Here is a 20,021-nt window from a genome sequence, read left to right on the forward strand (position 1 = left end):
GAAACCCAAACAGTGCCAACAGACGTCCTGTGCAGGGCCGTGAAGGACGTGGTCGGCCTGGATTTCGACGCCAGCAAACCCCAGGAGCTGGCCGCCGCCCGGCTGATCGTGGACAAGCTCGTGGACAACGCCCAGCTCGCCGGCGACCTGGCCAGCAGCATTGCCCGCCAGTCCCGCCCCGCCGAGCCCGGACACGATACGCTGCTTGCGGGCCTGCACAATGCGCGCCTGCGCACCGCGCCGGCCAGGATGGTCGAGAACGATCCCGCGGCGGACGACTATCCTGCCGAATCCTCGGTGGAGCTGGGCCTGGCGCCCGCCGTCGCCGCTTCGGCCAATACCTACACGCCCGAGGACTGGGACATTCTCTCGGCCCTGGACAAGGCCTATGTGACGGTATCGCCCGAGCGCCTGGGCTTCCATCCGCTCGCCATCCGCAGCGAATGGGGCGGGGACATCGAAAGCAAGTGGTTCGACTTCCTCGCGCGGGCGGAGCAGAAAGTGGGCTCGCGCACGGGGCATACGCGCTGGCTGCTGGACTGGTGGCGCAAGGACTACGCCACCACGGCCAAGCAGGCGGGGAAGAATTATGGAATCTGGACGCTGGAGGCGGGGCCGCAGAAGGCAGCCGCCCATTTCATCTTCGACCCGGGAACGCTCTATGTGCTGGTCATCAAGGCCAAGGGCGAGGAGAGCCGCTTCGCCGTTCCGGTCGATAATGTGGACGATTTCACCGCGAATCTCGTGCAGGCCTTCGAGGGGCACGAGGACTACGCGAAGCTGGTCCTCAATTCGATGACCAAGCTCTTCGCGCAGTAAACCATCATGCGCGCCGCTCGTTGGGGCTGGACAGGACTCGCTTGATCACCTGGGCCTTGATGCGGTGGCGCGTGAGGAAGCGGTGGGCTTCCTTCAGGCCGGTGCTGCCCTGAATGGCCAGGGCCCGGTTCACCAGCAGCTCGGTCATGACGTCGCTGCGCGAATAGGCTTTCTTGATCTTGAACATGGCAGGCCTCCTTTGAGAGAAGCTTAGTTCATCTGCCGGAGCGCTGTTGTGCGCTCCTTAACACAAATGCAAGATCGCCCTTACTGGCGGCAGTAGCGTTTGCCGTCCTTCACAAAGCAGTCGCGGCGCGGCTTGCGATGGCGGTGATCGCGGTCGTCTTCGTCGTCGGCTACCGCGGCGGCCGCCACGACTGCGCCGGCCATCACGGCCAGCGCAATGGTCTCCTCCCGTTCCTTGACGATCTGTCCGCAGGCGGCCGGACTGACGCGCCGGTCCAGCAGCTCGGAATTCAGGTCGCTGACGAAGCGGCGGTCGACTGCCGCCTCCTCTCCCTGCAGCGCCTTGCAGATCTCATAGTTGCTGGCCGCCTGGGGATTGGCGCGGAAATCCTCGCGGCTCACGGCGCAGCCCGCAAGGGCGGCGGCGAGGGCGAGGAAAGCAGCGGTGCTGCGGAAACGGGAGAGAGGGCTCATGGTTTATTGGCGAAGTGCAGTGGTTGTATTGTCCAGAACGCGCTGGACCTCGTCTCCGCTGACAACATTCATCTTTCCGTCACGTTCGACCTTTTTTCGGGGGATCAGGGTTCCGGTCGGGGTGTAGGTTTCCTCTTTCAGGGCCATCTCGAGGGAGCTCTTTTCCGGGGCGGCGCAGGCCGACAGGATCAGAGCCGAAAAAGCTGCGAATGCCAAGGTTTTGTATGCCATTTTTACTTTTTCCTAAAGTTATGAAAAGTGGCGCAAGATACCACGGCCAGCCTGGGCAGAGTTATAGCGAATTTGTAAGCGGGAGGATTACGCGAGGCAATGCTGTGCTGCCCAAAATGCAGTTCCGCTAGCATGAAGCTTCCGGAATACAGCATACGAGGAGGCATCATGCGCAACGATAACCAACAGCGGGCGGACCAGCCGCCGATCCACACCCATCTGCCGGACCAGGTGCCGCAGCAGGACGAGAAAAAGATCGTGGGCGAGCGCGTGCCGCATGGGGCGGATTACAACTCGCCCCCGCCCGAGGGCGCCGCGAAGTCGATGGGCCAGGGCCTGGACGACGTGGGCGGTAACCTCGGCGAGCCCGCAGGCGGGCAGGTCCGTTCGGAGGGCCTGCTGCCCGCGGACCAGGAAGAGAAGGACGGCCGCTTCAACGTGGCCGAGGAGGTCAACCTCGACCAGCAGTCCGACAGCGCCCGCCGGGTAGGCAGCCTGCCGGAGACCAGCGCCGGCCCGCACGGCGAGAAGCTGGGCCAGGCCATTGCGGGCGCGGCCAGGAAGGATTGATCAGGGCACGTAGCGGATGGTGACGTTGGTGGCGGAGCCATCCGAATTCATCGGAATGTAGACGTAGTAATTGGTCGACACCCCGTTCGCGGCCTTGGTATAGGAACGGCGGTAGTTCTTCGCCTCCGCGACGTAGGCGCTCGTCTGCGCGCCCAGGCGGGCAGACTGCATCGATGCCGCCTGCGGCTGCTCCCCCGTCAGCGAGGTGGGAGGGCCGTCCTGCGTGCCGAAGTAGATCTCCGAGGCATAGGCGCCGGGACGCGTGGTCTCCACCTCGATCTGGGAGGCGGCAAAGGGACCGAAGGTGCAGGATTCGAAGCCCGGCAGCACCGATTCGCCGCCGCCCATGGTCTGGTCGCAATAGGTGCTCACGACCGTCGGGTTGCGGTTGACGCCGATGCGCAGCGGGCCGCTGCCGTCCGGATCGGACTCGTAGCTGAAATCGCCCTGGCCCAGGTCGCCCGGCTGGTCGGCGAAGCGGGTCAGCAGGATCTTGCGGTCGCCGTTGGCGTATTCGAAGATCACCGCGCCGTCCTGGTACAGGCCGTTCGAGCCGTAGAACTGCGACTTCTTGTCCGCCTGGTTCTGGTGCACCACGTGCACGCCGTAGCCGCTCGAATAGGGCTGGCCGAAGGCATAGATCTTCACCACGCCGTTGAAGAGCTGATCCCACTGGGGCATGGTGTACACGTTCGGGTCCGCCGTCGGCGTGGCCTTGATGTACTGCCAGGCCGAGCGCATGTCCTGCAGCAGGCCCGGGTGGCGGATGTAGTCCATGGCGCCCTGGGCCGGGTTGCCGCCGGCGCTGGTCATGCTGATGGCGTGGTAGCCGTTCGTCGAACCGAGCACGGGGGTGTACAGTTCGGGCGTCTTGATGTCGACCACGCGCTGCGGGAAGGGATACAGGTGGCCGTTCTTCACGTCGATCACGGCCTCGTAGAGGATGCCCGGCGCGGTTTCGATCTTGAAGTGGTAGTGCAGGAACTTGCCTTGCACATCGAGCGGTTCCAGGTAGTTGGAGCCGGCCACGAAATTGCCGGTCACGTAGCCGTAAGTGGGCAGTGCGGCCTGCGCGGCGGCGGACAGGGCGGCGGTGCCGAAGAGTAAGGTGTGCAGCAGCTTGCGGGTTGACATCGGATCCTCCTCTGAATTGGGAGGGGCAACAGTAGCACCGGCCTCGGGCTGGCTTCCTCAGCAAAATTGTCCGGTTTTTTCATTGCTTTGTATTAACATTCCTAGCGTTTTGCTAGCCACCGCGAAACGGAAGAGCGTCGTTTTTTAAGCTGTGTCAAACGCGGATGAGAGCCGAATTCGGCTGCCCTCCCTATACTGGTAGCATTGCGCCGCGCCTTGCGGCCTGTTCGGAGGGAGGACTAGCCATGCGCCATGATCCGATCATTGCCGGACTCAGCGGGATGCTGCGGAAGATCAAGCGGATGGAGGACTGGCTGCGCCGCGCCGGCCTGCCTGCCGTGCTGGCGCGCCTGCCCGTTTCGCTGCTCTGCCTGAACTACTGCATGATGATGTCCGGGAAGTCGATGCGGCTGGCGCGCATCGGCGAGCGCATCAGCCGCTGGCTGCGCACCGTGGAGGAACTGGCCGCCAGCGAAAAGGCAAAATTCGAGATGATCGACCTGGACCGGGGCATGCGCGACGACATCGAAGCGACCAAGCGCACCATCCTCTCCCTGCGCGAGCTGTGCGACGACGTGGCCCGCCTCTTCGCATCGGCGGGCTACCGCTCCTGGCTGCTGGACCGCGTGCAGCGGCGCTTCGCCGACGTGGTGGACGACTGCTGCAACACGGCGACGCGGCTGCAGCAGGCCCTGGAAAGCCACGACCGGCGGGCATTGGCCCTGCTGCGCCAGATGCAGGCCGAACAGCAGGCCGCCGACGCAAGCGCCGCCGCCCACCAGGCGCGTTCGGCGCTGCAAACGAGTTAAAACCCTTCCAGAACAATCTTGCCGCGGGCGCGCTGGCTTTCGATCAGCGCGTGAGCCCGCTTCAGCTGCGCGGCGTTGATGGCGCCGAAGCGTTCTCCCAGCGTTGTCTTCAGCACGCCTGTGTCCACCAGCTGCGCCACATCGTTCAGCAGGGCGTGCTGCTGCTGCATGTCCGGCGTCTGGAACATGGAGCGGGTGAACATGAATTCCCAGTGCAGCGACACGCTCTTGCGCTTGAGCAGGCGCACGTCGATGGCCGCGGGATCGTCGATAAGGGCCAGCTTGCCCTGCGGCGCGATCAGTTCGGCCAGGGCAGGGAAGTGGGTCTCGCTCTGGTTCAGGCTGGCGATATAGTTCACGGGAGGCAGGTCCAGGCGGCTGAACTCCTCGCCCAGCGGCTTGCTGTGGTCGATGACGTGGTGGGCGCCGAGTTCCCGGATCCAGGCGGCGGTCTCCGGGCGCGAAGCCGTGCCGATCACGGTCAGGCCCGTCAGCTGGCGCGCCAGCTGCACGAGGATGGAGCCGACGCCGCCCGCCGCTCCCGTCACCAACAGCGATTTGCCGCGCAGGCTGCGGTCGCGGCTTACTTCCAGGCGTTCGAAGAGCAGTTCCCAGGCCGTGATGGCGGTGAGGGGAAGGGCGGCGGCCTGGGCGAAATCCAGCTTGCGCGGCTTGTAGCCCACAATGCGCTCGTCCACCAGCTGCAGCTCGCTGTTGCTGCCGGGCCGGTTCAGGTCGCCAGCGTACCAGACTTCGTCGCCCGGCTTGAACAGGGTAGCGTCCGGCCCGACGGCTTTTACGATGCCGGCGGCATCCCATCCCAGCACGCGTGGCGCGTCGCCGGGACTCACGAAACGGCGGATCTTGGTGTCCACCGGATTGACCGACACGGCCTTGACCTCCACCAGCAGGTCGCGCCCCGTGGCCTCGGGCGCAGGCAGCTCGATATCGATCAGGGAATCCTCGTGCTCGATGGGCAGGGAGGTGCGGTAGGCGACAGCTTTCATCTTCAGCTCCTGAATGTTTTCGATATGGCCATCTTCCCCGAAGCGACTCTCGTGGGAAAGGCTAAAATCCAGGAAACACTTTCGCTGAAATGAAGAAGATGCTGCGTACGGATGATCTGGAAGTCTTTGTTTTTACGGCCGACCACGGCAGCCTCTCGGCCGCCGCTCGGGCGCTCGATATCTCGCCTGCCCTGGCCAGCGCGGCCCTGCGGCGCCTGGAAGAGGCCTTGGCCTTGCGCCTTTTTGCCCGCACCACGCGCTCATTGCGCCTGACGGACGAGGGCGAACGCTATCTGGCGCACGCGCGGGAAGCCTTGCGCCTGCTGAAGGAGGGCCACAGTTCGGCCACCCGGCACCAGGAAACGCTGGGCGGAACGCTCAAGATCGCAATGCCTTCGGATGCAGGCCGCAACCTGTTCCTGGAATGGCTGGACAGGTTCCAGACCCTGCATCCCCGCGTGGCCTTCCAGATCAGCATCAGCGACCGGCTGGCCGATATGTACCGGCAGCCGGTGGATATCGCCCTGCGCTACGGAAAGCAGGACGATTCCAGCCTGATCGCCATGCCGGTGGCGCCGGACAACCGCCGCGTGCTGGTGGCCTCAAGCGCTTATATCGCCCGCCACGGCAAGCCGGAAACGCTGGAAGAACTGAAGAAGCACAACTGCCTGCGCTTCATGGTGGATGAGGCAACGCACGACCGCTGGACTTTCTACCCCGCCCAGGGCGGGAGCAGCACGATTGCCGTGGAAGGCAACCGCAGTGCGGACGATGCGGACCTGGTGCGCCGCTGGGCAGTCGCAGGCCAGGGCATCGCCTACAAGTCACGCCTGGACGTGACCGCCGACCTTCAGGCCGGCCGCTTGCAGGTGCTGCTGCCAGATATCGCGGGTGAAGAGGTGCCGCTCTATCTGCTTTGCATGCACCGCATGCAGGTCACGCCCACCGTGATCGCCTTGCGCGACTTCCTGAGAGCGGAAGTCGAACGCATGTGAGAATCTGCACAGATGAATTAGTGCGCTTTTGACAAGATCAACAGCCAGCGGCCGAACAGCAGCACCTCGATATGGCCCGGCTGCACGCCGGTATCGCATTCGATGATGGGGTTCACTGCATAGAAGCGCTTGCGGAAATCGCGGCAAACGAGCATTTCGCGTTTGCCCATACGGATCAAAAAGGACATGGGAGCATATTCGAGGCCGAAGCGGGAGCCGAAACCAGGGGTGATAGTTGCCATGATCATTCCTTCATGCGTTGGGTTATTCGTTGTTCTGAACTGCATTAAGGAAGAGCTTAACACAACTACTGTACAAAAACACAGGCCTGTATGAAAAATCAGCTTTTTTTACTAATCGTTGTTTTTGCGCCAAGCCCATGAGCCGCATCGCCTACGCCAAGCTGCTGCGCTTTATCGAGGCCCGGCTGAGCCCGGGCGGCGAGCTGGGCCTGCACCTCACGGCGGGTATCGTGCTGCTGCTGGGGGCGGTCTCCCTGTTCGCCGAAATCGCCGAAGACATGGTCGAGCGCGACACGATCTGGCGCATCGACCATCTGGTCGCGCACTGGTTCAACGTGCATGCCTTCGAACCCATGACCGGCTTCATGCTCGTCATTACCCATTGGCACAGCGTGCCCGGCGTGCTGGTGATGGGCTGCCTGCTCGCCGCGTGGTTCTGGCGCAGGAACGCGCCATACTGGCTGCTGGCGCTCCTGATCTCCCTGCCGGGCGGCATGGTGGTGAATGTGCTGCTCAAGCATGCCTTCCAGCGGCAGCGTCCCGTCTTCGATGAACCGCTGCTGACGCTGGCCACCTACAGCTTCCCCAGCGGCCATACGGCGGGCGCCACGCTCTTCTATGGCCTGCTGGCCAGCTATATCGTGGTCACCAGCCGCCGCTGGCGGGTGCGCGTGGCGGCCATGGCGGGCGCGGTGCTGATGGTGGGCCTCGTGGCGCTGAGCCGCATCTACCTCGGCGTGCATTTCGTCAGCGACACCATGGCCGCGGTGGCCGGCAGCGCCGCATGGCTGACGATCTGCATCACTTCCATCTCGTCGCTGCGCAGGCGCCGCGCCGCGCGCAAGGAGCAGTGATGCGCGCAGCAGCCGTCATCGTGAACGGAGGCGCGGGCCTGGGCTACGACGAGAACTGGGTGCGGCAGCTGGAAGGGAAGTTCCAGCGCGCGGGGCTGCTGGCGCGCGTCACGCTGGCGCGCAGCGGCGAGGAGATGGTGGCGGCTGCGCGGGCGGCGCTGGAAGAGGGCACAGGCATCGTCGTGGCGGGCGGGGGCGACGGCACAATCAATGCCGTGGCCTCGGTACTGCTGGACAGCGCAGCAAGTTTCGGCGTGCTGCCCCTGGGGACCCTGAACCACTTTGCAAAGGACCTTAAGATTCCGCTGGATCTCGATGCGGCCGTCGCCACCATTTCGCAGGGCGTGGTGAAGAACGTGGACGCGGGCGAAGTGAACGGGCGCATTTTCCTCAACAACTCCAGCCTGGGCCTGTATCCGGACATCGTGCGCGACCGGGAACGCCAGCAGCGGCGGCTGGGGCGCGGCAAGTGGCCCGCCTTCTGCTGGGCCGCGCTGGCCGCGCTGCGGCGCTATCCCTTCCTCAATGTGTGGCTGGACGTGAACCGGGACCGGCACGCGCGGCGCACGCCCTTCGTCTTCATCGGCAATAACGAATACACGATGGAAGGCTTCAGCATCGGCGAGCGCGCGCGCCTCGATGCGGGCTTGTTGAGCCTCTATGTCGCGCAAAGGCCCACGCGCCTGGGCCTTGTGCGGCTGGCCTTCCATGCCCTGTGTGGAAGGCTGCGCCAGCAGCGGGACTTCGACGTGCTGCTGGCGGAGGAGATGGAAATCCACACGCGGCACAAGCGCCTGCGCGTGGCGACCGACGGCGAAGTAACGGTGATGACGCCGCCCCTGCGCTACCGCAGCCGCAAGGCGGCGCTGGCCGTGCTCGTACCCGCGCGGACATAACAAGGAGAACATCATGCGAACGCTCGTGCATCTGTCGGACATTCATTTTGGCCGTATCGACTACAAGCTGCTCGATCCCCTGCGGGAAACGGTCGCCGCGCAGAAGCCCGATGTGGTGGTGGTGTCGGGCGACCTCACGCAGCGCGCGCGCAGCGCCCAGTTCAAGGAGGCGAAGGCCTACCTGGACACGCTGCCCCAGCCCCAGATCGTAGTGCCCGGGAATCACGACATCCCGCTTTACAACGTCGCCGCGCGCTTCCTCACGCCGCTTACCAAATACCGGCGCCACATCACGCCCAATCTCGCGCCCGAGTATGTGGATGAAGAGATCGCGGTGATGGGCCTGAACACCGCGCGTTCGCTCACCTTCAAGGATGGCCGCGTGAACGAGGAGCAGATCGGCCGCCTGCACGACCGGCTCGCGGGCCTGCGCCCCGAGATCACGCGCATTGTCGTCACCCACCATCCCTTCGACCTGCCGGAGAACGCCGACGAGGACGATCTCGTCGACCGCGCGCCGATGGCAATGGAAGCCTTCTCGCGCTGCGGCGTGGACCTGCTGCTGGCGGGGCACCTGCACGCCAGCCACTCGGGCAGCAGCGCCAAGCGCTACAAGATCAGCGGCTACGCCGCGCTCGTCGTGCAGGCCGGGACGGCGACATCGACGCGCGGCCGGGGCGAGCAGAACTCCTTCAATGTGCTGCGCGTGGAGCACGACGAAATCCAGGTGGAGCGCCACAGCTGGTCCGACGAAGCGGCGGCATTCAGGATCGCCAACGTCGAAACCTTCCGCCGTGAAGGCGACATCTGGGAGCCCTTGCGCGCCTAGTAAAGATTTGTGACCTTCGCGAGCAGGCCGAACAGAGCGATAACGGTCGCCCCAAGCATGCCGAGCAGCCACCGGATGAGCATCAGCATCTCGCGCCGGTGCTCGACGGCCCGGGCGTCGATCGTGGCGCGCAACTCAGCGCTGCGTGCGTTAAGTTCCTCAAGCAACATACGGAAATTGGCATCGAATCGCGACTCAATCCGGTCGAGGCGGCTTGCAATGGGCTCCACAAGAATCTCCAGCCGCGCTATACGCGCTTTGATAGCGGGATCATCTTCCTGAGGGGGAGGGCTGTCAAGCGGAGGCATGTGGTCGGCCATGATTGGCCATTCTCCGCCGCCGGCCACCCCTGCGTTTGACGCCGCTCAATCGTGCTAGAGCCAATAGTCCCAGAAGCGCGCCATGAATTCCTTGAAGCGCGTGCCGATGCCGCGGTTCTTCCAGGCCTTCAGCGTCACCTCATTGGAGTTGCGCAGGTCTTCCTTGAAGGCGTTCTCCATCTCCAGCCCGAAGGCGTCGCCCATCACAATCACGTTCATCTCCGCATTGTGCAGGAAGCTGCGCGTATCGATATTGGTGGAGCCCACAGTCGACCATACGCCATCGATCACCACGGTCTTCGCATGCAGCACCGACAGCTTCAGCTCATAGATCTTCACGCCCGCTTCCAGCAGCTGCGTGTAGAAGGCGCGGCCCGCATGGAAAACCAGGCCGCTGTCCGACACGCTGGGCAGCACAAGCTTCACATCCACCCCGCGCTTGGCGGCATCGATCAGGGCCTGCAAGGTCTGGTCGTCCGGCACGAAATAGGCGCAGGTGATGTGGATGGATTTCTTCGCCTCCTGGATCGCCAGCAGCAGGGCGCGGTAGATCTCGTACTTTCCCCCTGGCTCGCTGCCCAGGACGCGCACCACCTTGTCTCCCGCCACGACGGGCTTCGGGAAGTAGTCGGCGTCGCGCAGGTCTTCCGCGTCCTGGTTGGCCCAATGCTGGATGAAGAGCCACTGCATGGCCTGCACCGCCGGGCCTTCGATCTTCACGTGCGTATCGCGCCAGCCCACGTCGGACTTGTCGCGCGGGCGCGTCTTGGAGCGGAAGGGCGAGCTTTTGGAATAGGTGTCGCTGATGTTGATGCCGCCCGTGAAGCCCACACGGCCATCGACGATCAGCATCTTGCGGTGGTCGCGGTTGTTCACCTTCCAGCCGTTGCCGCGCACCTTGGCCGGATTCACCGGGTTGAAGGCGACGAGGCGGATGCCGCCCTGGCGCATGCGGTCGAAGAATTCCTGCGGAACTCCGATGGTCCCCACGCTGTCATAGATTACGTTGACGGTGACGCCTTCGCGCTGCTTTTGGATCAGGAGGTTGGCGAACTTTTCGCCCAGTTCGTCCTGGTCGAAGATATAGGTCTCGAAATTGATATGGTTCTTCGCCTGCGCGATGGCCTTCATCATTTCGGCCATGGTGGCGGGGCCGTCGAAGAGCAGCTTGACGGTGTTGCCAGCAATCAGGGGAACGCCCGTGGCCTCCTCTTCGAGCGTGGCCTGCGCCTTCAGGTCCAGCGTGTTTTTGGCCCAGCGCTTCTTGAGCAGTGCCTCCGCGCGGTTGGGCGGCAGCACGCCGTTGGCGGACTTCACCAGCGGCGCATCGGTGGCCAGCACCTTGGCCTTGTTGGGGTCCACATCGGGCAGGGAGGCGCAGGCGGCCATGGTCCATCCCATGAGGATGGCGGCCAGCCAGTGTTGTGCGCTGCGATATTTCATGGGGTCTCCTTCTGCGGCGGACACACCGTCGGCCGTGAAACCAGTCTAACCCTCCGGCAAGGGGAGTTATGTACGCCAGCGAACGCTCAGCAGGACTCGCTGCCTGCTGCGGATGCAGCAAAGAATAGATGAGTAATAACTTGCTTTTTTTGTGGGTCTGCGCACAGAATGAATCAAGCGCAAGCAATAAACTGCAACCTAGCTTTAGGAAAAGCAAGCAAGGTGGCACAGCCGAGCCCATCGGCAAATTGTTGACTTGACCTAGAGACGCATCATGAAAACCCCGATGATGGCGCTCATCTGCCTGAGTCCGCTGGCAGTGTGGGCGCAGAGCGGCAGCTCCACGCAGATCTACGGCGTGCTGGATGCGGGCGTTGTGTCGGAACACAATTGCCAGGGCGCTTGCCCCAGCACCAAACTCTCCCCCGGAGTCTCCACCGGTTCGGTCCTTGGCGTGACCGGACGCGAGCCCTTGAACGGCGACACCGCCGCCATCTACCGCCTGGAAGCGGGCGTGCGCAACGATACCGGCCAGAGCGACGAGAACCGCCTGTTCGGCAGCCAGGCCTACGTGGGCCTGGACAGCCGCTGGGGCGTGCTCACGCTGGGACGCCAGTACAACCTGCAGTACGAAGCCCTGGTGAACGTGGCCGATCCCTTCAACGGCGGCACGGCGGGCACGGCGACGAACCTGATCGGCAACGGCTACAAGCGCTACGACAATTCCATCAAGTACCAGTCGCGTCCCTTCCACGGCGTGACTGGATCGGCCATCTACAGCTTCGGCGAATCCACCTTCAGCAGTTCGCGCAACCGCGGCTACGGCGCCATGATCGGCTATGCAGGCGGCATGTTCAACCTGCGCATCGCGTATCAGCGCAAGAACAACCTGATCGAGGCGGCGGGTGCGACCGCGCCGGTCGATCTCTCGGCCCGCAACACGCTCGTCGCGGCGAACGCGAACCTCGGCCCGGCCACCGTGTTCGCGGCTTACGGCATCAACCGCGGCATCGGCAGCTCTCCCTGGGACCAGAACAATCCCATTGGCGCGCTGGTGCTCTCTTCGCCCTCCACGCGCAGCCATGACCAGCTGGTGGGCATCTCGGTGCCGCGCGGCGCGGCCACCTTCATGGTCTCGTATATCCGCAAGAACGACCGCACGCCCGCCAACCTGGACGCCAACCAGCTCGCCGTCGGCATGACCTATGCGCTCTCCAGGCGCACGGCCCTGTACGCCGCCTACGCGAAGATCCGCAGCGAAAACGGTGCGCCTTACACCGTGGGCAATTTCAGCGAAGCGGGGCGCGGCCGCAGCGGCATCAACCTGGGACTGCGCCACGCCTTCTGATGCCCTATGCTGCTTGTGCTACATTGTGAGGCTTACTCAACAATTAGCAGGATGGCGGCATGTACCTTACTTATTTCAACGGCGCCTGGAGCGAAGGCAATACCCCCATTTTCGGCGCCATGGACCACAGCGTCTGGCTCGGTTCCTCCGTGTTCGACGGCGCGCGCTCGGTGCGCGGCCATATGCCGGACCTGCGTCCCCACCTTGAGCGCGTGATCCGCTCGGCGAGCAGCCTGGGCATGCGCTGCCCGCTGGGCGTGGACGAGATGGAAGCCCTGGTGCGCGAGGGCGTGGCGAAGTTCCCGGCGGACGCCGAACTCTATATCCGTCCCCTTGTCTTCGCGACGGAAGGCCTGCTGATTCCCGTGGTGGAGAAGAGCGGCTTTGCCCTGACCCTGTTCGATGCGCCCATGCCCGCGTTCACCGGCTTCAGCGCCTGCCTGTCGCAGCTGCGCCGTCCCACCTCGCTGATGGCGCCGACCGATGCCAAGGCCTCCTCGCTGTACGCGAACACCACGCGCGCCCTGCGCGACGCCAAGGAGCGCGGCTACGACAATGCCGTGGTGTGCGACAGCGAAGGCAACGTGGCCGAATTCGCCTCCGCCAACCTGTTCTTCGTGACGGCGGAAGGGAAGGTGGTCACGCCCGCGCTGAACGGCACCTTCCTGGCCGGGATCACGCGCGCACGCGTCATCAAGCTGCTGAAGGAAGACGGGATCGAGGTGGAAGAGCGCAGCGTGAAGCCCGGGGAGCTGGCCACGGCGTCGGAGATCTTCAATACGGGGAACTACGGCAAGGTCACGCCCTGCGTGAACTACGAAGGGCGCGCGCTGCCGGTGGGCCCGGTGGCCACCCGCGCGCGCGACCTTTACTTCGCTTTCATGGAAGCGAACTGATTACTTCGCCTTGACGGCGCCGCAGTCGGCCGCCAGCCAGCGGCCGCTGCCTTCCACCGTCATGTTCTCCGCCTTGCCGCCGCCTTCGACGTTCATGCGCATCGAATAGCCGGTGTTGCCGTTGAAGATGATCTGGCCGCTGCCGCTCGATGGCGGTTTGCTGCACTTGAATGCAATGTTCAGGCCGCCCGGCACCGGCGTGCGGGTGGTCTTGCAATCGCCTTCCTGGCCGGACGGCAGCTCCTGCTTCTCCGCCATTTCCTTCGTCAGGCAGAACTTCATGGCCACGCCGCCGCCGTCGGCCAGGTTCAGGCTCATGCCGTTCTTCGCCATCATCTGCTCCATCATCTTGCGCTGTTCGGGCGGCATGTTCGCCATCTCCTTCTGCGCCATGGCCAGGGCCTGCATGGTCTCGGGATTGGCCGAAGCGATCTTGGTCTTCATTTCCCACAGGCCCGGCTTGAGCGACTGGGCGGAGGCGGGCAGGGCGGCCAGCAGGGCGCTGGCGCAGAGAGCGAGGACTGGCGGTTTCATGATGTCTCCGTGTTGTTAGCTGAGCATTATCCTACCTCATCAGCTACGCGGTGCGGGCTCGGCCACGAAAATTTCCACGCGCCGGTTCCGGGCGCGTCCCGCATTGTCCTCGTTCGATGCGACGGGCTCGCGCTCGCCCCGTCCCTCCACCACGATGCGGGTGGGCGAAACGCCGCGGCCCGCGAGGTAATCGCGGGTATGCGAGGCGCGGTCCACCGACAGCGCCTGGTTGTGCTGGTCGCTGCCGGTACTGTCCGTGTGGCCGATGATGGTCACGCTGGCCGCCGGGTTGTCCTGCAGCGTGCTGGCGAAGCGGTCCAGGATGGGCTGGAAATTGGGCTTGATGTCCGCCCTGTCCGTATCGAAGGAGATATCGCTGGGGATCTCCAGGCGCAGGCGGTTGTCGCCCGTCTGGCTCACCTGCACGCCGGTGCCGCGCGTGGCCTGTTCCATGGCCTGCTTCTGCTGCTCCATGCGCTTGGACCAGATATTGCCAACCACCGCGCCTGCCGCCGCGCCCAGCACCGCGCCGCCCGCCGTGCGCCCGCTGCCGCCGCCGCTGGTCGTCGCGCCCAGGATCGCGCCGAGTCCGGCGCCGATGCCCGCGCCCGTTGCCGTGCCGCGCTGCGTGCTGTTCATGTCGGCGCAGCCCGTTGCGCCCACCGTCATGGCCAGCGCTACCGCGCCCGCCGTCATCTTTTTCAGAACGTACATGATTGTTACCTCCAAGCTAAAAGGGGACGGACCCCACGTTTTGCAAACCGCTGCAAAACGTGGGGTCCGTCCCCGTTGTTCCTGTCGCTAAACTCCGCGTCCGCTGATCAGGCGCAGCAGGATCATGATGATGGCCACAACCAGCAGGATGTGGATGAAGCCGCCGACGGTGTAGGAAGTCACCAGGCCCAGCAGCCATAGAATAATCAGTACTACAGCAATGGTGTACAGCATATCGAGTCCTCTCATTCTCCAGGTTGTATGGCCGGCGATGAAAAACGGCGCCGTCATGGAATCCATTTTCGGCGCCGCCTCGATTTCCTTCTGTACGCTGACGTACAGTTTAGCTAACATTTGCAATTATTCATGTTTCTCCGCGATGCGCGGCACCCAGCCCAGCATGCCCAGCAGGCCCGTAATGCCGAACAGGCCGATCAGCAGCCCTCCCGTCAACAGCAGCATCACCGTCACCTCCGGCGAAGCGGTTTCCGCCGATTCAAACTCGGCATAGCCGATCCGCGCTACCAGCAGTCCGACAGCAATGATCCAACCCCAAAGCACCCTGTTCATTGTTGTTCTCCCAATGTCACAAACCGTTTCCGCTTTGTGCGACAGCGTGAATTCATTGTCCGGCTGGGTTCCGGGCCGACTCTGTTCGGCATCACACATAGCGAAAAAAAGCCCTGCTGAGCACAACAGGGCTTGTATCGGGAGAAACGAAGTGTTGCTTTTGGCCGTCAGCGTGCGCGCAGTTGACCGTTGACGATGCGCACGCGGTCGCCCTGCTGCCACTGGGCGGACGTGGTGTGGATGGTGCGGGTGCTGCCATTGTTCATGCGCACGGTAACGTCGTAGCTCTTGGTGGCTTTCATATTGCCCTCCACCTGGTTGCCGACGACGGCGCCGCCGATGGCGCCCGCAATCGTGGCCAGGTCGCGGCCGCGGCCGTCGCCCACCTGGTGGCCCAGCAGGCCGCCCACCACGGCGCCGCCCGCGGCGCCCACGCCGCTGCCGGAGGCGCGCTGCGTGACCACGTTCACGTGCTCCACCACGCCGCAGTTCTTGCAGACGGGAGCGGGGGCAGCGGCCCGCACCGGCGCTTCATCGCGCGGCTCAGGGCGCGGTTCCGGACGCGGCGCGGCCACGCCGGCCGCTGCGCCCACGGCGCCGCCACCGATGGCGTCGGCAGGCATGGTGGCGCCGTACTGGCTGTTGTTGACGGCGGCCGACGGCGGCGGATAGGCCGGGGTAGTGGCCGGCGCGCTGCTTACCGCCAGCGACTCGGCGCTGGGGCGCTCGCCCATGGAGGAAGGCAGCCAGCCCATGACAGCCGCAATGCCTACGGTGCAGAACAGGATGACCGCGATGGCGGCGATCAGCAGCACCGGATGCGTGTTGTGCTTGCGGGTGGAGGTGATTGGATTGTCCATAATAATTCCCTTCTTCTGATGGCCGCGGGTGCGCGGCCGATGCAGGTATTGTCATCCGGCACCGAGACTCGTTCCGTGCGTCACCGTACATACATGGGTAATGGGAGTCGTTACGCTCGGCCTAACACTCTGAACCGCGCCCGCCATGCCGATGAACCTCAACTTCGACACCGTGCAAAGCAGTCCCGTCCGGCCCCAGCCCGCCAGCAATCGCCTGCTGGCCAGCCTGCCGGAGGACGAGCTGCAGCAGATCGAGGCGCTGTGCGAGCCCATCGAAGCGGAGGTGGGCGACCTGCTCTTCGAGCCGGGAGAACCCATCCACTACATCTACTTCCCCATCGACGCTCTGGTTTCCCTGCTGGCGGTGGCCGAAGGGCGCATGACGCTGGAAGTCGGCTCGGTGGGGCGCGAGGGCATGATCGGCGCCTCGGTGGCGCTGGGCCATGGCCAGGCCCAAGTGCGGGCCGTGGTGCAGCGGGCAGGGCGCATGCTGCGCATGGGCGCGGAGGAATTCTGCAGCGAGTTCTCGCGCAACGAAGCCTTGCAGCGCCTGCTGCACCGCTATACGGACACCTTGCTGGCCCAGGCCATCCAGATTGCCGTGTGCAGCCGCTTCCACGTACTGGAAGCGCGGCTGGCGCGTTCGCTGCTGATTACGCGCGACCGGCTGCAATCCGAAAAATTCCACCTCACGCACGAGTTCCTGGCCCATGCGCTGGGCGTGCGGCGCGTCGGCGTGACGAAGGCCGCGAGCGCGCTGCAGCAGCAGAAGCTCATCACCTACAGCCGGGGCAATATCGAGATCCTCGATTCAGCAGGGCTGGAAGCCGTATCCTGCCGCTGCTACGAGCTGGTCAAGGACGACGGCAGCCTCGGCATCAGCACCGTCTTCGTCTGAGTTTTTATTGCTTAATTGGGGACAGACCCCTTTAAGAAATTTCGCAAAAATTTCTTAAAGGGGTCTGTCCCCAATTAAGCAATAAAAAAGGGGCCCAAAGGGGCCCCTGTTTTGCTGCGGCCGGATTAGCGGCGGGGCTTGTCGACCTGGTTGCCGATTACGCCGCCCACGGCGGCGCCGCCCACGGTGCCCAGTGCCGAGCCGCCCGACAGGGCGGAGCCGGCCACGGCGCCGACGCCTGCGCCGATGGCGGTGTTGCGGTCCTGGGTGCTCATGCCGGAGCAGGCGGTGAGGCCGGCCACGGCGGCGACGAGGGATGCGCGGGTCACGATCTGTTTGATGTTCATGATGATCTCCTTAATGTGGTTAAGTGGTAGCGTGCTTATTTCACTTGCATGTCGTTCCTGACAACCTTCACGCCAGTGACGCTGCGGGCCGCAGCAACTGCCGTGTCGATCTCCTGCTGTGATGGGGCAAAGCCGCTCAGGCGCACTTCACCGTTGTAGGTTTCCACCATGACGCTGGCCGGGTCCAGGCCTTTTTGCTCGGCGAGGGCGGTGCGCACGTTGCTGGTCAGCGAGGCGTCGTCGGTCGCCACAATGGGCGCCGGTTCCGGCGTCGCGCAGCCTGCGAGTGCTGCCAGCGCCAGCCCGGACAGAACAGCCGGCAGAGAAGTCAGTTGCTTCATGTTGCGCTCCTTGTCTGAAACACGGTTCCTATCTTAGGAAGCTCGGCACAAACGTTCTGTTCGCCATCTCACCCAGTTACGCTTTGTTACCGTTTCGTCTTGCCGGGCGGGGGCGCCTGCGGCTTCTCGCGCGCCACAGCCAGCAGTTTTCCGCAGTCGGCGCCGCCGCCTCCGCCGCTGATCAGCGGCGCCAGCGCGGCGGCGGGAGCGGCCAGCGCGGCCAGCGCGATGGCGCCGCCCGCGCGCATGGCCAGCACGCCCTTGTCGATGTCTACGTCCGGTTTCTTCAGGCTGCCGCGCACGTAGATGGGCGAGCGCAGGGAGATGATGCGCAGGCCCTTGCTTTCGGGCTTGAGGGTGAGGTCCATCTTCTCGTTGGCCAGATTGATGCCGCCGCTCACGTAGATGGTGGCGTCCTCCGTGTCGGCGACAAGCAGGCGGGTCTGGGCGAGCCCGTTGTTGACGGCGAAGTCGCCCGCCAGGCAGTTCAGCTTCACGGGCTTGTCGCCCACCAGCTTGGTGACGATGATGCTGCCCACGTTCAGGCCCATCTGCTCGAGAAGCAGCTTGCTGATGGTGCCGTCGTTGATCAGGGTCTTGAGCTCACCGTTCGAGCTCGCCATCATGGTCGCCACGGAGTTGCCCGTCGCCGTAAGCTTGGTTTCGGCGTTGATCTCGCCCACCGTGGCCTGCATCTGCGGCAGGTTGGGGAAGAGCTCCTTGAGCTTGATGTGGCGGCCCGTGGCATCGAGCTGGGCGGCGATGGCGTTCTTCACCTTGCGCCCGCTGCCATCGAGCCGCACGGTGGACTTCAGGTTGCCGCCCGCGAAATCGAAATTCAGGGGCGTGAGCTTGAGCACGCCGTCGTTCAGGTGGAATTCGGTGTAGAGATTGGCCACCGGCAGCTGCTTGGTGCGCGTGATGCGGTCGGCGCGGAAGCTCACGTCGGCATCGATGGCCGTCCAGCGTTCGGTCTTGAAGGTTTCCACCGGCAGCACCTTGTCGCCGGGCTGCACGGCCGCCACGCCGCGCTTTTCCTTGCTCTCGTTGGAGTCGGCGCCGATCAGCGGGCCCAGGTCGGCGAACTGCAGCAGCTTGGAGCGCACGGCGCCCGTCAGGTGGCCGCGCGGTTCCTTGATTTCGTATGCGAGCTTGCCGGAGATGTCGCTGTCGCCCACGCGCCCCGTGAAGTTCTCGTAATGCCATTTGCCGCCTTCCTTGGCCAGCGTGCCCACCAGGTGGCCCTGGGTGGAGAAGGGGGGCGTTTCGGGCAGCACCAGGCCCGTCACCGCGTACAGCCTGGCCATGCTGGCGCCGCTGACCTTCACCTTCATGTCCACGGCCGCCAGCTGGATGGGCCGCGTCAGCGTGCCTTCGGCGCCGAAGCTGACCAGGCCGATCTTCGCGTTGGCCAGCACGGGGAAGGGGATGTCCGCATCCTGCAGGGAGAGCACGGCGCCGGTCTTGCCGCCGCCGCTGATCGGGGCGCGGTTCCAGTGCCCCGCCAGCTTCCAGGCCACGCCGTATTTCGGGTCGTCGATGGTGTCCACGTCGGCGGTTGCGTCGATTTTCTGGATCGCGTCGACGAGGTGAATGCTGCCCTTGCTGAAGACCACGCGCTGCAGGTCCAGCTCCCATGGCGACTTCTTTTCCTTCTTCTTGAAGGTCCAGTTGTTCTTGCCGTCCGCCGTGCGGCGAAGGTAGACCTGGGGCGAATCGAAGCGCAGTTCGGGAATGGAAATCTGGTGGTGCAGCAGCCCGAAGGGATTGAGCGAGAAGGAGAACTGCCTGGCGCTCGCCATGTTGGGCGGCAGCTTGAGCGCCTCATCCGAGCTCATGTCCGCCGGATGGCCGATGCGGACATCGTTGGCCACCAGGTGCGGCCAGGGCACATAGTCGCGCCAGCTGCGGTCCTGCGCGGGCAGGGGCTGCTTCTCCCAGCTCAGCGAGAGATTGCCGCGGATCTCGAAAGGGCGTTCGATGGCTTCGCTGGTCTTCTGGTTCAGCCAGGGCTTGGCGCGGTTCCAGTCGTAGTTGAGCAGCACGATCACCGCAATGAGGGGAATCGCGATCACCGTGCCGCCCACGGCAAGCGCGATCTTGGTTCGGCGTGGCATGGCCATGGGAATCCTCTTCTGTCGATATTCCGGATAAGGCCGAGGCTACACCATCCGCCGGGCAGGCAATGTGCGGTTCCGCACCGTGGGGGCGGGCGCGCTCCATGCTTGCGCCGATATGTGCGGCACCGAACCGATTGCCGGGAGCTGCGCGGCTATAACGTCATAACCACCCCAACGACTATTGAGGAGAACAATAATGCGCCCTCGTACCATGACGTTTCCCCTGGCCTGCGGACTGGCCGTCGCCCTGCTGAGCGGCTGCGCCACCGAGAAGGCGCCCGCCACCGCCGATGTGGCCGTATCCCGCAACGCTGTCGAGAATGCGACCACCGCCGGCGCGGCGGAACTGGCGCCCGCCGAAATGGCGGCAGCGCGCGAGAAGATGCTGCGCGCGAACCAGGCGCTGGCCGCGAAGGACTACCAGCTGGCGCGCGACCTGGCCACCCAGGCCCAGGCCGACGCCAAGCTGGCCCAGAGCAAGGCCAATTCCGCCAAGGCCACCGCTGCCGCCAACACGCTGCAGGAAGATATCCGCGTGCTGCGCGAGGAACTGGACCGCGTGAACAGCAATCTCACCAAATAAT

At 64.5% G+C, this 20,021-nt stretch carries 27 protein-coding genes; 11 read left to right on the forward strand and 16 right to left on the reverse strand.

Annotated features, from left to right (window positions below):
• Positions 1-12 precede the first annotated feature (12 nt).
• Positions 13-819: a hypothetical protein gene (locus LSQ66_RS04975; RefSeq protein WP_231768693.1), complete on the forward strand. Its 807-nt coding sequence runs from the start codon at positions 13-15 to the stop codon at positions 817-819.
• A 4-nt stretch (positions 820-823) separates the two neighbouring features.
• On the opposite strand, the gene LSQ66_RS04980 is transcribed toward LSQ66_RS04975, so the two are convergent.
• The 3 genes from LSQ66_RS04980 to LSQ66_RS04990 all read right to left on the reverse strand — a co-directional run bounded on the left by LSQ66_RS04980 (position 824) and on the right by LSQ66_RS04990 (position 1,710).
• On the reverse strand, positions 824-1,006 hold the full coding sequence (locus tag LSQ66_RS04980) for a hypothetical protein (protein WP_231768694.1): 183 nt from the start codon (positions 1,004-1,006) through the stop codon (positions 824-826).
• A gap of 80 nt (positions 1,007-1,086) precedes the next feature.
• A complete protein-coding gene (locus tag LSQ66_RS04985; protein ID WP_231768695.1) occupies positions 1,087-1,479 on the reverse strand; it encodes a hypothetical protein in 393 nt (130 codons plus the stop codon).
• A 3-nt stretch (positions 1,480-1,482) separates the two neighbouring features.
• A complete protein-coding gene (locus tag LSQ66_RS04990) occupies positions 1,483-1,710 on the reverse strand; it encodes a hypothetical protein (protein WP_231768696.1) in 228 nt (75 codons plus the stop codon).
• A 168-nt stretch (positions 1,711-1,878) separates the two neighbouring features.
• Between LSQ66_RS04990 and LSQ66_RS04995 the strand changes: the two genes are divergently transcribed.
• On the forward strand, positions 1,879-2,280 hold the full coding sequence (locus tag LSQ66_RS04995; RefSeq protein WP_231768697.1) for a hypothetical protein: 402 nt from the start codon (positions 1,879-1,881) through the stop codon (positions 2,278-2,280).
• On the opposite strand, the gene LSQ66_RS05000 is transcribed toward LSQ66_RS04995, so the two are convergent.
• Complete coding sequence (locus tag LSQ66_RS05000; protein ID WP_231768698.1) at positions 2,281-3,414, reverse strand: DUF2278 family protein; 1,134 nt, start codon at positions 3,412-3,414, stop codon at positions 2,281-2,283.
• 245 nt (positions 3,415-3,659) lie between these two features.
• Here LSQ66_RS05000 and LSQ66_RS05005 point away from each other — a divergent pair, with 245 nt between their 5' ends.
• Positions 3,660-4,223: a hypothetical protein gene (locus LSQ66_RS05005; protein ID WP_231768699.1), complete on the forward strand. Its 564-nt coding sequence runs from the start codon at positions 3,660-3,662 to the stop codon at positions 4,221-4,223.
• Here the strand turns inward: LSQ66_RS05005 and LSQ66_RS05010 are convergent.
• Positions 4,220-5,230 (reverse strand): zinc-binding alcohol dehydrogenase family protein, encoded by a 1,011-nt coding sequence (locus tag LSQ66_RS05010; protein WP_231768700.1) that lies wholly within the window; start codon positions 5,228-5,230, stop codon positions 4,220-4,222. The genes LSQ66_RS05005 and LSQ66_RS05010 overlap by 4 nt on opposite strands.
• A gap of 98 nt (positions 5,231-5,328) precedes the next feature.
• On the opposite strand from LSQ66_RS05010, the gene LSQ66_RS05015 reads away from it, so the two are divergent.
• Positions 5,329-6,225, forward strand: coding sequence for a LysR family transcriptional regulator (locus tag LSQ66_RS05015; RefSeq protein WP_231770052.1), 897 nt, complete (start codon positions 5,329-5,331; stop codon positions 6,223-6,225).
• A gap of 17 nt (positions 6,226-6,242) precedes the next feature.
• On the opposite strand, the gene LSQ66_RS05020 is transcribed toward LSQ66_RS05015, so the two are convergent.
• Entirely contained in the window at positions 6,243-6,467 is a 225-nt protein-coding gene (locus tag LSQ66_RS05020; protein WP_231768701.1) for a hypothetical protein, read from the reverse strand.
• A gap of 137 nt (positions 6,468-6,604) precedes the next feature.
• On the opposite strand from LSQ66_RS05020, the gene LSQ66_RS05025 reads away from it, so the two are divergent.
• The 3 genes from LSQ66_RS05025 to LSQ66_RS05035 are packed head-to-tail and all read left to right on the forward strand — an operon-like array spanning position 6,605 to position 9,046.
• Complete coding sequence (locus tag LSQ66_RS05025; protein WP_231768702.1) at positions 6,605-7,321, forward strand: phosphatase PAP2 family protein; 717 nt, start codon at positions 6,605-6,607, stop codon at positions 7,319-7,321.
• Positions 7,321-8,217, forward strand: coding sequence for a diacylglycerol/lipid kinase family protein (locus tag LSQ66_RS05030; protein WP_407659623.1), 897 nt, complete (start codon positions 7,321-7,323; stop codon positions 8,215-8,217). Before LSQ66_RS05025 ends, LSQ66_RS05030 begins: the two co-directional genes overlap by 1 nt.
• A 13-nt stretch (positions 8,218-8,230) precedes the next feature.
• Positions 8,231-9,046 (forward strand): metallophosphoesterase family protein, encoded by an 816-nt coding sequence (locus LSQ66_RS05035; RefSeq protein ID WP_231768704.1) that lies wholly within the window; start codon positions 8,231-8,233, stop codon positions 9,044-9,046.
• Here LSQ66_RS05035 and LSQ66_RS05040 read toward each other — a convergent pair.
• A complete protein-coding gene (locus LSQ66_RS05040) occupies positions 9,043-9,366 on the reverse strand; it encodes a hypothetical protein (RefSeq protein ID WP_231768705.1) in 324 nt (107 codons plus the stop codon). The genes LSQ66_RS05035 and LSQ66_RS05040 overlap by 4 nt on opposite strands.
• 54 nt (positions 9,367-9,420) lie before the next feature.
• Positions 9,421-10,809: a cardiolipin synthase gene (gene cls, locus LSQ66_RS05045; RefSeq protein ID WP_231768706.1), complete on the reverse strand. Its 1,389-nt coding sequence runs from the start codon at positions 10,807-10,809 to the stop codon at positions 9,421-9,423.
• 274 nt (positions 10,810-11,083) lie between these two features.
• On the opposite strand from cls, the gene LSQ66_RS05050 reads away from it, so the two are divergent.
• A complete protein-coding gene (locus tag LSQ66_RS05050; RefSeq protein ID WP_231768707.1) occupies positions 11,084-12,157 on the forward strand; it encodes a porin in 1,074 nt (357 codons plus the stop codon).
• Between the two features lie 59 nt (positions 12,158-12,216).
• On the forward strand, positions 12,217-13,053 hold the full coding sequence (locus tag LSQ66_RS05055) for a branched-chain amino acid aminotransferase (protein ID WP_231768708.1): 837 nt from the start codon (positions 12,217-12,219) through the stop codon (positions 13,051-13,053).
• Here LSQ66_RS05055 and LSQ66_RS05060 read toward each other — a convergent pair whose 3' ends face one another.
• The 5 genes from LSQ66_RS05060 to LSQ66_RS05080 form a co-directional block, all read right to left on the reverse strand.
• Positions 13,054-13,587: a DUF3617 domain-containing protein gene (locus tag LSQ66_RS05060; protein ID WP_231768709.1), complete on the reverse strand. Its 534-nt coding sequence runs from the start codon at positions 13,585-13,587 to the stop codon at positions 13,054-13,056.
• Positions 13,588-13,626: 39 nt separating this feature from the next.
• On the reverse strand, positions 13,627-14,301 hold the full coding sequence (locus LSQ66_RS05065; RefSeq protein ID WP_231768710.1) for an OmpA family protein: 675 nt from the start codon (positions 14,299-14,301) through the stop codon (positions 13,627-13,629).
• A gap of 87 nt (positions 14,302-14,388) precedes the next feature.
• Complete coding sequence (locus tag LSQ66_RS05070) at positions 14,389-14,535, reverse strand: lmo0937 family membrane protein (RefSeq protein ID WP_231770053.1); 147 nt, start codon at positions 14,533-14,535, stop codon at positions 14,389-14,391.
• 126 nt (positions 14,536-14,661) lie between these two features.
• Positions 14,662-14,871, reverse strand: a complete 210-nt coding sequence (locus LSQ66_RS05075) for a hypothetical protein (RefSeq protein WP_231768711.1) — start codon at positions 14,869-14,871, stop codon at positions 14,662-14,664.
• 167 nt (positions 14,872-15,038) lie between these two features.
• Entirely contained in the window at positions 15,039-15,731 is a 693-nt protein-coding gene (locus LSQ66_RS05080) for an outer membrane lipoprotein (RefSeq protein WP_231768712.1), read from the reverse strand.
• Between the two features lie 151 nt (positions 15,732-15,882).
• Between LSQ66_RS05080 and LSQ66_RS05085 the strand changes: the two genes are divergently transcribed.
• Positions 15,883-16,629 (forward strand): Crp/Fnr family transcriptional regulator, encoded by a 747-nt coding sequence (locus LSQ66_RS05085; RefSeq protein WP_231770054.1) that lies wholly within the window; start codon positions 15,883-15,885, stop codon positions 16,627-16,629.
• Positions 16,630-16,754: 125 nt separating this feature from the next.
• Here the strand turns inward: LSQ66_RS05085 and LSQ66_RS05090 are convergent, their stop codons facing one another.
• The 3 genes from LSQ66_RS05090 to LSQ66_RS05100 form a co-directional block, all read right to left on the reverse strand.
• Positions 16,755-16,976, reverse strand: coding sequence for a glycine zipper 2TM domain-containing protein (locus LSQ66_RS05090; RefSeq protein ID WP_231768713.1), 222 nt, complete (start codon positions 16,974-16,976; stop codon positions 16,755-16,757).
• Between the two features lie 35 nt (positions 16,977-17,011).
• Positions 17,012-17,317: a BON domain-containing protein gene (locus tag LSQ66_RS05095; protein WP_231768714.1), complete on the reverse strand. Its 306-nt coding sequence runs from the start codon at positions 17,315-17,317 to the stop codon at positions 17,012-17,014.
• Positions 17,318-17,403: 86 nt separating this feature from the next.
• A complete protein-coding gene (locus tag LSQ66_RS05100; RefSeq protein ID WP_307730243.1) occupies positions 17,404-19,434 on the reverse strand; it encodes an AsmA family protein in 2,031 nt (676 codons plus the stop codon).
• Positions 19,435-19,633: 199 nt separating this feature from the next.
• Between LSQ66_RS05100 and LSQ66_RS05105 the strand changes: the two genes are divergently transcribed.
• Entirely contained in the window at positions 19,634-20,020 is a 387-nt protein-coding gene (locus LSQ66_RS05105; protein ID WP_231768716.1) for a DUF4398 domain-containing protein, read from the forward strand.
• Position 20,021 lies beyond the last annotated feature (1 nt).

The organism is Massilia endophytica, from assembly GCF_021165955.1.
Classification (GTDB): Bacteria; Pseudomonadota; Gammaproteobacteria; order Burkholderiales; family Burkholderiaceae_D; genus Rugamonas; species Rugamonas endophytica.